Genomic DNA, 8883 nt, shown 5'->3' with positions numbered 1-8883 from the left:
TATTCAATCTCAGAAAAAACATTTACAACACCCTCTTTGCGTGTAGCACCAATCAAATCGAGTACATCGATGGATGTGGATGCTTCGCAAAAAGGAACGGCTGGTAGTAAAGCTGTTGATGTTTTTGTAACATCGGGCTCTACCACTATTCCATTCCTTTATCCAGGCTGTGTGGCGGATATTGAAATGCGTCAAACAGATACCAATAAAACATCCTATTTTACCAAATTAATGATGACCGAAGTTACCCACGAAGTGGATGCAAGAGGTTATTATACGGGATATTTTGAAGCTATTGCAGCAGATACAGGCTTTTTACCACGTCCAGAATTTGAGATGCCACGAGCAGAAATTCAAGTCGCAAAAGTGACTTCAAACACAGATAAACAAAACCAAGGACGTGTTCAAGTGCAATTTGATTGGCAAAATGGAGCGGACAAAACAGAGTTTATTCGTGTGATGACACCTGATGCTGGAGGAAGTGATAAAGTGAAAACAAACCGTGGCTTTATGGCAATACCAGAAGTTGGGGATCAGGTAATGGTAGCTTTTCAACATCATCATCCTGATCGTCCATTTGTAATGGGTGGTATGTTCCATGGAAAAGTCGGCGGCGGTGGCGGTCAAGGAAATAATGTAAAAAGTTTGAGTAGCCGAAGTGGTAATAAACTTGAATTAAACGACGGAGCTGGTTCTGTTTACCTTACCGATAAAGGAGGTGCGAACATGAAATTTGATGGTGGTGGAAACGCTACAACCAACGCAAATGCAAATCATACGGTGAATGCAGGGTCTAATAATACAATCAATGCAGGAAGTACAAATGTGATTAATGTTGGAGGAAAAGAAGGTGGTGGTGCAAACTCTATGCTTTCTATGGATGCTGGTGGAAATATTACTCTTGAATGTGATACTAATATTACAATTAAAACAGGAAGTAGTTGTATAACATTAACTACAGGAGGTGATATTACTATTGAAGGATTAAATGTAAAAGTTATAGGTAAAACCACTACAGAAGTTGGAAAAGCTAATGCTAATCCTGGTATTAAAATAGATGCTGATATCAATATAAAGGCTGCAAAAATCAATTCTTCTTCTTCTGGCCCTACAAATATAAAAGGTGCTGATGTAGAAATAAATAAAGGTTAAGTATGAATTTATTAGAAAACGAAGGGGAATATCGTCATTATACTTTTTTAAGAGAAGAACGTTATCAGTTTCAAGGATTAAGAAATGAAAATTATATTGAAGCTGAATTAAAAGTAACACTTTTAAAAGTGAAGGAAGATCAATCAATTTTCAGAGTAGAAATGCCTTTATACAAGCAATCTAATTCAGAAGGTGCTTATCAATGGGTAGGAGATCTACACGAGTTGAGAGAACGCATTATTTGTACACTTAATGAAAATGGGCAATTGGGTGAAATTTTAAATTTAGATGAAATTCAAGAAAAATGGACAGAAATAAAACCCAATGTTATTAAAGTACATAAAGACGAAAAATACAAAGCTATCTTTATAAAAGGTATAGATGAATTATTACAAAACGGAGAACAACTAGCACATGCTTTACGTTACGCCATGCCGTATCAATTACTATTTCCAGGAATACATACCAAAGATTTTAAAAAAAATGAAGCTGTAAAAGGTTACAGAGAAATACCCAACTTTATAGCAACTAAAAACATTCCTGTCATTACAAATGAATCGATTATAGATTTAGAAAATGGACGCTATCAAATTGATGTAAAAGGAACAATTGATGAAGACAAGTTTGAACAAGATAAAGTAACCAATATGATTCGTCTACTGAAAAACAGACCACGTGTACCAACACTTGTGGAATTGAATTATATCGAGCGTTATCTTTTAGAAGAATGGCCTTGGTCTGAACAAAGTATGTGTATGAGTTTAGTCCAAATACCTGGAACATTGTATCGAGAAGAAAAAAATATTTTAAAAACTATTCCGCATGACCTTTCAGTTAATTGATTTAGTTTTTCAAAATGATCGTTATTATTTACTTTTTAATGAGTTGGATGCGATTCAAATTGCTGAATCTAATCAAACTTGGCAAATAATAGCGGATGATATTTTAGTACAAGAAATTAATGATTGTAAACAGACTGAAATCATAAAAGTGACGGACAAAATTATTTTGGAATCAAAAGCTAATTTAAGTCAACTCGAAAATCATTTCAGAAAAAAAAGAAAAGTTGTTTTAACTGATCAATCTTAACCACCAAAAACTACTACTATGCCTAAAAAATATGTACCAGAAGGCGCTTATCTCGCCTGTAACAAAGGTACAAGTCCTTGTACATTAAGAGTAAGTAATAACCAACGGACTACGATTTATAATGTCCCAATGGCTTCTGAGTTAGATTTTATCCCATTCTTTAATATCAAACCAATGGGTTTTTGTACTTGTCTAGCTAAAATTGCAGCATCTGGAGTATCATGTATACCAGGCGTTGTTACTCCATGGCAAAACCCAAAAGATGGAATAAAAATTAATGGAAGTCGTTTAATCTTAGAAGATTCACACAACAATTGTATATTTGGTGGAGAGATTAAAATTTTCTTTGATCGACCATCTGCTGTTGCTTTTGGAGTTGGTGAAGGAAAAATGCCTACTGAATATATAAAAGAAGGTTTTGATTGGCTAGAGGAAAAAGTAAATGATGGTAGAAAAGTAAGAGACGAGTTTTTACCAGATTGGATGAAACCTGTGACAGGGCTTGCAGATTGGTATGTTGATATGGGAACTGGCCTTGTTGAAGGTGCTGTAAATGGTGTTGTGGGATTAGGCGAAACCATCTATCAAGTTGCTCAAGATCCCGTAGGAACTACTGAAGCTTTGGTAGGTATGGCGGTTAAAGCAGATAAATGGGTAAAGCAAAAAGAAGCTGAAGCTATTATTTGGGCAAGTAAAGGTGAAAATTGGGAAAATGCCGCTAATGGTGCTTGGGATTGGGCAAGTGATGGTGAAAACTGGAAAAAAGCAGGTGAAACTGCTGTGAAAGGAACCAAAGATGCGGCAGATTGGGTAACCAAAAATCCACGAAAAATAGGAAATACAGTTGGTGAATTTATTCCTGATGCTGTTGCAGCAGTTTATTCTGGAGGTGCTTCTACTGCTCTATCAGCAGGAAAAGTTGCTGTAAAAGAGGTTGCCGAAGTTGCTGTAGAAAAAGCTGTAAAAGAAACGATAGAAGAAGGAGTTGAAAAAGCAGGTAAAGAAGCCTTGGAAGCTGGTGTAAAAAAAGCAGGTAAAGAGTTAATAGAATCTTTGGCTGATGACGCAGCTGATATTGCGAGGGTGGTAACAAGGAATACTAGTAAACCGAATCCTCCTTTTAAAATTAGTAGTAAACATGCGGGCGATGTAAACTTAGAAGCGGAATTTAAGCGACAATTGAAAGATCAACAAGACGCAATAAATAATATGAAAGCTAAAGATTGGCTCCAAAATAGAGATGATTTTGCTAATAGAAATAAAAAAGATTATTCTAAAAAAGCTAAAGAGGCAAGGGATAATTACAGACAACAAGAATTAGCTAAAAGAACAAATGAATTTATGAATCCTCCTCATAATAAATCTCTTTCAGAAGCAAAAGAAGCTGCTAAAAAATCTATGGACGGTCAAGCAGCATTACATAATCCAGATGGTGTAGCTGGAGGTAAGGTTGATCAGATAACAGGAATGGGAGATGGTAGAGTGAATTCATCAATTGGAAGTCAATGGGATAAAGGAAGAGCAAAATCAATTGAGGATCAATTAAAAAAAGAATATGGGATTCCTCCTAAAAAGATTAGTGATATTCCTGATGATGAAATGATGAACGTTGATTTATTTTAAAAATTAAAATTTATATAAAATGTCTAATAAAACCTTTGAAGAAAGAAACTTAAATAGTTATACAAAATATAGCGATGTTTCATTAGAAATAATAAATAAGTATAAAAATGTTTTACCAGAATACTTAATAAAAATATGGGAAACAATGGGGTTTGGAATCTATGAAGATGGATTTCTTCAGTTAGTAAATCCAGAAGAATATGAGTTTGTATTTGACTATATTGATAAACTTTTAGAACCTTCTATTGTATTTGGAGTGACAGCACTTGGAGATATATTACTATGGGAAGGTAATGAAAATTGGACAATTTCGCCAGATGAAGGCGATAGAGTAAAACAAATTGATGTAAGAAAATGTAAAAGTCGTGTAATAGGTGAAATAGATTTTGTTTTAAATAGACTTTTAGGAGATGAGTATGGTATTGTTGACAAAGATTTTTTTGATTCTAAACCTTTTATAGATATTCAAAATAAATTACCTCAACTAGAATATGGTCAATGTTATGGTTATGTACCCGCATTATCTTTAGGTGGTAAAGCATCAAATAAAAATCTACAAATAGTAGATACAAAAGCGTATATAGAAATAATTGGACAATCGGTAGGAAAGATTATTGACTTAGAATAGATATTCAACCGCCAATTGGCGGTTTTTTTTTATTTAAAAGATTTAAAAGTTAAACTACAAAAAAACTGAAAAATATGGATATGTAATTAGAGGTAAAAAAGGAAATTGGCCTTAATAAATAATATAAAAATATAATAATGAGAACAAATATTAAAGATATTGAATATTTCAAAAACTACATTGAATTAAACAAAGATGACATTAAATTCTATGTAGAAGGTTTAGAAGATGGAACTACTCCAAAAGATAGAATTTGGGCAGTTAAAAGACAAATTTTTACAACAAGTTTACATACTGTATTGCAATGTATTCTAGTGGATGTTTGATAGATGAAATACAAAATGAATTTAACAATACTATTAAATATCTGGCAGGTGGCTGGGAAAATTCAAATTCAAACATTTCTTTTGATGACTACATACTAATGCTTTGGATGCTATCTTTAGCAATATTACTAGATATTGATGACGAAAATTTCGAAAAAATAGTGAAAGTCTTGGACACTAATAAGCAGGAAGATTATATTTTTGATATCTTGATAGCACATAAATTTAAAAGTAGAAAAATTAATCAAAATGAACTCTACCCGAAAGCTTTTGAGTTTTTAAAGGAATTATTTGCAACTAAAGACATTCAAAGTTTAAAAGAATATTTGGATAAAAGTTGGTACAAAAAATTCACTTCTACATATTGGTATGATAATGATAAAAACAAAAATGAAATCTTTTTTGGTTACTGGAGTTTTGAAAGCGGAGCATTTGTAAAAATACTTGGTTTGGAAGATACAATATTAAAAGCCCAACAATACTATCCTTACGATTTAGTACATTGGAAAGGTTAAACTATATGGAAAAATATATTGAAATTATCAATTTAGCTGTGAATAAAAATGGAGACAGACCTTTATTAATTAAACAGTTAGAAGAAGTGAGAGAAAATCCACTAAAGTATACAGAAAATAGTGATAGACTATTAGATTTGTCAGATGATTATATGTGGCTAGGATTAGAGATTTATTAATTTCTTATGGTTATGCATTTGAAATTGATTGGAAAGATGATTATAGTACAGCAAAAGATGGAATAAATAAATTATTATCAAACTGGCAATTAAAAGATGAAATGAATGATGATGATTTATATGATGAAGATGCACAAGATTTTTTTTAATCGTAAATTCTTTGCTTAGTGATACCAATTATCAGTTATTTAATATGGATATTGACAGCGACAGTTATGTTACTATAATGGTAAATATTGCTAATGAAAAAAAACTATTAGATTTAGATAATCGAATTTCTAAATATTAAACATGTCTAATAAAACCTTTGAAGAAAGAAACTTAAATAGTTATACAAAATATAGCGATGTTTCATTAGAAATAATAAATAAGTATAAAAATGTTTTACCAGAATACTTAATAAAAATATGGGAAACAATTGGGTTTGGAATCTATGAAGAAGGATTTCTACAGTTAGTAAACCCAGAAGAATATGAGTTTGTGTTTGACTATATTGATAAACTTTTAGAACCTTCTATTGTATTTGGAGTGACAGCATTTGGAGATATATTACTATGGGAAGGTAATGAAAATTGGACAATCTCACCAGATGAAGGAAATAGGGTAAAAATAATAAATATAAGAAAATGTTATAGTCGTGCTTTAAATTCATTAATTGGAACACTTAATGTTTTTTTTGATGATTATTTCAAAACTCATAAAGATTATTTTGACTCAAAACCTTACTTAGAAATAAAAGATATTTTACCAAAATTACAATATGGTCAATGTTATGGTTATGTACCCGCATTATCTTTAGGTGGTAAAGCATCAAATAAAAATCTACAAATAGTAGATACAAAAGCGTATATAGAAATAATTGGACAATCGGTAGGAAAGATTATTGACTTAGAATAGATATTCAACCGCCAATTGGCGGTTTTTTTATTTAAAATTTAAAGGTTAACTGCAAAAAAACTGAAAAATATGGATATGTAATTAGAGATAAAAAAGGAAATTGGTCTTAATAAATAATATAAAGATGAGAACAAATATTAGAGATATTGAATATTTCAAAAACTACATTGAATTAAACAAAGATGACATTAAATTATATGAGAAAATTTAGAAGATGGAACTACTCCAAAAGATAGAATTTGGGCAGTTAAAAGACAAATTCTTACAACAAAGAAACATTTTATGATTAATAACGAAAAATAAGTATAAATCTCTTTTAACTTTTTTATTCATATTTTTCTAAATCCTCACTTTAACCCTATTTTTGCAAAAACATTTTTGAATTGAGTAATCACATAAATTGGATAAGCTGTAAAGATTGTAATGGAATGGGGCAAAAAAGCCAAGGAGTTTCTAAAAAAAAACTCTTTCGCTATGAATCTGCGCTTGCTCAATTTCTAAAAAACGAAAGTATTGGCCATCCTCCTATCAAGCCAAAAAACTCAATGCAAATTTGTAAATCTTGTTCAGGAACAGGTTTAATTGAGACAAATGAACAACCTTCAGCAAATAATAAATATCCTCATGTTGCAATTATCGGAGCTGGAATTGGAGGTATTGCACTAGCAATCGCTTGTTTGCAACGCCAAATTCCATTTACTCTTTTCGAAAGAGATAAAACATTTAACGACCGCTCCCAAGGATACGGATTAACTCTACAGCAAGCAAGTAAGGAAATGAAAAAGTTTGGAATTCTTACCCTAAGCGAAGGCATTATTTCTACTCTACATTTAGCTCATACAACAGATGGGAATGTAATTGGAGAATGGGGTTTAAGAAAATTAATCAATAAAGAAACCATTCAAACTAAAAACAAAAATAAACATACCAATATTCATATTGCTAGACAATCTCTACGTTTGGCTTTGTTAAATCAGTTAGGAGGTGATGATCAAATTAGTTGGAATCATCAATTAATCGATTATAAAGCTAATCATAAAATAGAATTAACTTTTGATGTGAATGGTATTCAGAAACAATTCAAAGCAGATTTACTTATTGGCGCAGATGGAATTCGCAGTTCAGTTCGTCGATTATTAATCGATGAAAAAGTAAGTCCATTACGCTACTTAGGTTGTATCGTAATTCTAGGAATCTGTAAAATGAAACTTTTAAACGATCTAGAAAGTCCTTTACTAGACGGAGCCACCGTTTTTCAAACCGCAAATGGAACAGAACGTATGTACATGATGCCTTACGATAAAGATTCAATCATGTGGCAATTTAGTTTTCCTATTTCTGAAGATGAAGCAATAACTCTGAGTAAAAATGGTGCAGAAACTTTAAAGAAAGAAGTGCTCAAAAGAACAGAATGGCACTCTCCTATTCCACAAATAATAACCGCTACTGAAATTGAAAAAATTACTGGATATCCTGTTTACGACAGAGATTTGTTAACACAAGATTTATTTAAAAATGTCGGACCAATAACTCTAATTGGGGATGCTGCTCATCCTATGAGTCCTTTTAAAGGTCAAGGAGCAAATCAAGCATTATTAGATGCCTTGTTACTGGCTCAAAAAATCACATCAGCTTATAATCAACCTAACGTTAATCCTAATTTACGAGAAGATATTTTACAACCTTTTGAGAAAGAAATGATTAATCGCAGTAGTATTAAAGTAAAACAATCTGCAGATGCTGCTAAGTTTCTTCATTCTGATATTGTACTTCAAGAAGGAAATGTAACATTTGGTTCTAAATGGTCTTCTAAAATCTAATTTGAAATATTCTCAAAACATACCCATCAACACAAAAAGTCAGCTACCAAATAGCTGACTTTTTGCTTGTAACTCTAGATTTCTCATTTTTAAAACGATACCTTTCCATAAGTAGCCATGGTCCATTCATCACGTGTCATACGACTAATATGCTCTACTTGAGTCCCCACTACATATACACTCTCACTTGCTTCTTCAATATGATGGTGGCGAAAACCACATTTCTCTTGTGCTATTTTAGAATTAGCATTTCCATCATAATAACCGCTCCATATATTTACCAGTCTTAGGTTTTCAAATCCATAACGTACTATTTCTTTAATAGCTTCTGGCATGATGCCTTTACCCCAAAATGGAACTCCCAGCCAATACGATATTTCGGCTTCTGCCTCTGTAATAGGAAAATTACTTTTTGCCCCAACAATCAAACTAATCATTCCTATAACTTTGTCAGTATTTTTTAATGTAACGGCAAAAACACCCTTCTGGTTAAAAATCGTTTGGATGATTTCTTTGCTTTGTTCAACACTTATATGAGGCGGCCAACCTGCTGCTGGTCCTACTCTATCGTCTTTAGCATATTCGTATACTGCTGCTGCATCTGTTTCTTTAAATGGACGCAAAATCAATCTTTCAGTTTCTAAAATCATAACG

The 8883-nt window shown here is 32.0% G+C and carries 13 protein-coding genes; 12 read left to right on the top strand and 1 reads right to left on the bottom strand.

Going from position 1 to position 8883, the window contains the following annotated elements; all coding sequences use genetic code 11:
- The 12 genes from QHG34_RS14955 to QHG34_RS14905 all read left to right on the top strand — a co-directional run.
- Positions 1 to 1152, top strand: a 1152-nt coding sequence (locus QHG34_RS14955) for a phage baseplate assembly protein V (RefSeq protein ID WP_282631036.1), incomplete at its 5' end; no start/stop codon positions are given.
- Positions 1153 to 1154: 2 nt separating this feature from the next.
- Entirely contained in the window at positions 1155 to 1994 is an 840-nt protein-coding gene (locus tag QHG34_RS14950; RefSeq protein WP_282631035.1) for a hypothetical protein, read from the top strand.
- Positions 1975 to 2241: a hypothetical protein gene (locus QHG34_RS14945; RefSeq protein WP_282631034.1), complete on the top strand. Its 267-nt coding sequence runs from the start codon at positions 1975 to 1977 to the stop codon at positions 2239 to 2241. The genes QHG34_RS14950 and QHG34_RS14945 overlap by 20 nt, the downstream gene beginning before the upstream one ends.
- An 18-nt stretch (positions 2242 to 2259) precedes the next feature.
- Positions 2260 to 3864, top strand: coding sequence for a polymorphic toxin type 15 domain-containing protein (locus QHG34_RS14940; RefSeq protein WP_282631032.1), 1605 nt, complete (start codon positions 2260 to 2262; stop codon positions 3862 to 3864).
- 19 nt (positions 3865 to 3883) lie between these two features.
- On the top strand, positions 3884 to 4492 hold the full coding sequence (locus QHG34_RS14935) for a GAD-like domain-containing protein (protein WP_135835374.1): 609 nt from the start codon (positions 3884 to 3886) through the stop codon (positions 4490 to 4492).
- 137 nt (positions 4493 to 4629) lie between these two features.
- Positions 4630 to 4818: a hypothetical protein gene (locus QHG34_RS14930; RefSeq protein ID WP_282631031.1), complete on the top strand. Its 189-nt coding sequence runs from the start codon at positions 4630 to 4632 to the stop codon at positions 4816 to 4818.
- Positions 4797 to 5333, top strand: coding sequence for a PoNe immunity protein domain-containing protein (locus QHG34_RS14925; protein ID WP_282631030.1), 537 nt, complete (start codon positions 4797 to 4799; stop codon positions 5331 to 5333). The genes QHG34_RS14930 and QHG34_RS14925 overlap by 22 nt, the downstream gene beginning before the upstream one ends.
- Before the next feature lie 5 nt (positions 5334 to 5338).
- A complete protein-coding gene (locus tag QHG34_RS14920; protein WP_282631029.1) occupies positions 5339 to 5512 on the top strand; it encodes a hypothetical protein in 174 nt (57 codons plus the stop codon).
- Positions 5488 to 5661 (top strand): DUF6630 family protein, encoded by a 174-nt coding sequence (locus QHG34_RS14915; RefSeq protein WP_282631028.1) that lies wholly within the window; start codon positions 5488 to 5490, stop codon positions 5659 to 5661. The genes QHG34_RS14920 and QHG34_RS14915 overlap by 25 nt, the downstream gene beginning before the upstream one ends.
- 44 nt (positions 5662 to 5705) lie before the next feature.
- A complete protein-coding gene (locus tag QHG34_RS15890) occupies positions 5706 to 5801 on the top strand; it encodes a hypothetical protein (RefSeq protein WP_455424189.1) in 96 nt (31 codons plus the stop codon).
- A gap of 2 nt (positions 5802 to 5803) precedes the next feature.
- Positions 5804 to 6409, top strand: coding sequence for a GAD-like domain-containing protein (locus QHG34_RS14910; RefSeq protein WP_282631027.1), 606 nt, complete (start codon positions 5804 to 5806; stop codon positions 6407 to 6409).
- Between the two features lie 428 nt (positions 6410 to 6837).
- The gene (locus tag QHG34_RS14905; RefSeq protein WP_407080920.1) at positions 6838 to 8229 is read left to right on the top strand and encodes an FAD-dependent monooxygenase; all 1392 of its coding nucleotides are present in this window, start codon (positions 6838 to 6840) and stop codon (positions 8227 to 8229) included.
- An 89-nt stretch (positions 8230 to 8318) separates the two neighbouring features.
- Here QHG34_RS14905 and QHG34_RS14900 read toward each other — a convergent pair whose 3' ends face one another.
- Complete coding sequence (locus tag QHG34_RS14900; protein ID WP_282631025.1) at positions 8319 to 8879, bottom strand: GNAT family N-acetyltransferase; 561 nt, start codon at positions 8877 to 8879, stop codon at positions 8319 to 8321.
- Positions 8880 to 8883 lie beyond the last annotated feature (4 nt).

Source organism: Empedobacter sedimenti, assembly GCF_030005555.1.
Lineage (GTDB): Bacteria > Bacteroidota > Bacteroidia > Flavobacteriales > Weeksellaceae > Empedobacter > Empedobacter sedimenti.
Note: the sequence above shows the minus strand (reverse complement) of the source record. Positions and strands in the feature narration are given on the sequence as shown.

What these genes read in the sequence shown, in the direction of transcription:
- QHG34_RS14950 (WP_282631035.1), top strand. Translation starts at nt 1,155, where the DNA reads ATGAATTTATTAGAAAACGAAGGGGAATATCGTCATTATACTTTTTTA.
- QHG34_RS14945 (WP_282631034.1), top strand. Translation starts at nt 1,975, where the DNA reads ATGACCTTTCAGTTAATTGATTTAGTTTTTCAAAATGATCGTTATTAT.
- QHG34_RS14940 (WP_282631032.1), top strand. Translation starts at nt 2,260, where the DNA reads ATGCCTAAAAAATATGTACCAGAAGGCGCTTATCTCGCCTGTAACAAA.
- QHG34_RS14935 (WP_135835374.1), top strand. Translation starts at nt 3,884, where the DNA reads ATGTCTAATAAAACCTTTGAAGAAAGAAACTTAAATAGTTATACAAAA.
- QHG34_RS14930 (WP_282631031.1), top strand. Translation starts at nt 4,630, where the DNA reads ATGAGAACAAATATTAAAGATATTGAATATTTCAAAAACTACATTGAA.
- QHG34_RS14925 (WP_282631030.1), top strand. Translation starts at nt 4,797, where the DNA reads ATGTATTCTAGTGGATGTTTGATAGATGAAATACAAAATGAATTTAAC.
- QHG34_RS14920 (WP_282631029.1), top strand. Translation starts at nt 5,339, where the DNA reads ATGGAAAAATATATTGAAATTATCAATTTAGCTGTGAATAAAAATGGA.
- QHG34_RS15890 (WP_455424189.1), top strand. Translation starts at nt 5,706, where the DNA reads ATGGATATTGACAGCGACAGTTATGTTACTATAATGGTAAATATTGCT.
- QHG34_RS14910 (WP_282631027.1), top strand. Translation starts at nt 5,804, where the DNA reads ATGTCTAATAAAACCTTTGAAGAAAGAAACTTAAATAGTTATACAAAA.
- QHG34_RS14905 (WP_407080920.1), top strand. Translation starts at nt 6,838, where the DNA reads ATGGGGCAAAAAAGCCAAGGAGTTTCTAAAAAAAAACTCTTTCGCTAT.
- QHG34_RS14900 (WP_282631025.1), bottom strand. Translation starts at nt 8,879, where the DNA reads ATGATTTTAGAAACTGAAAGATTGATTTTGCGTCCATTTAAAGAAACA.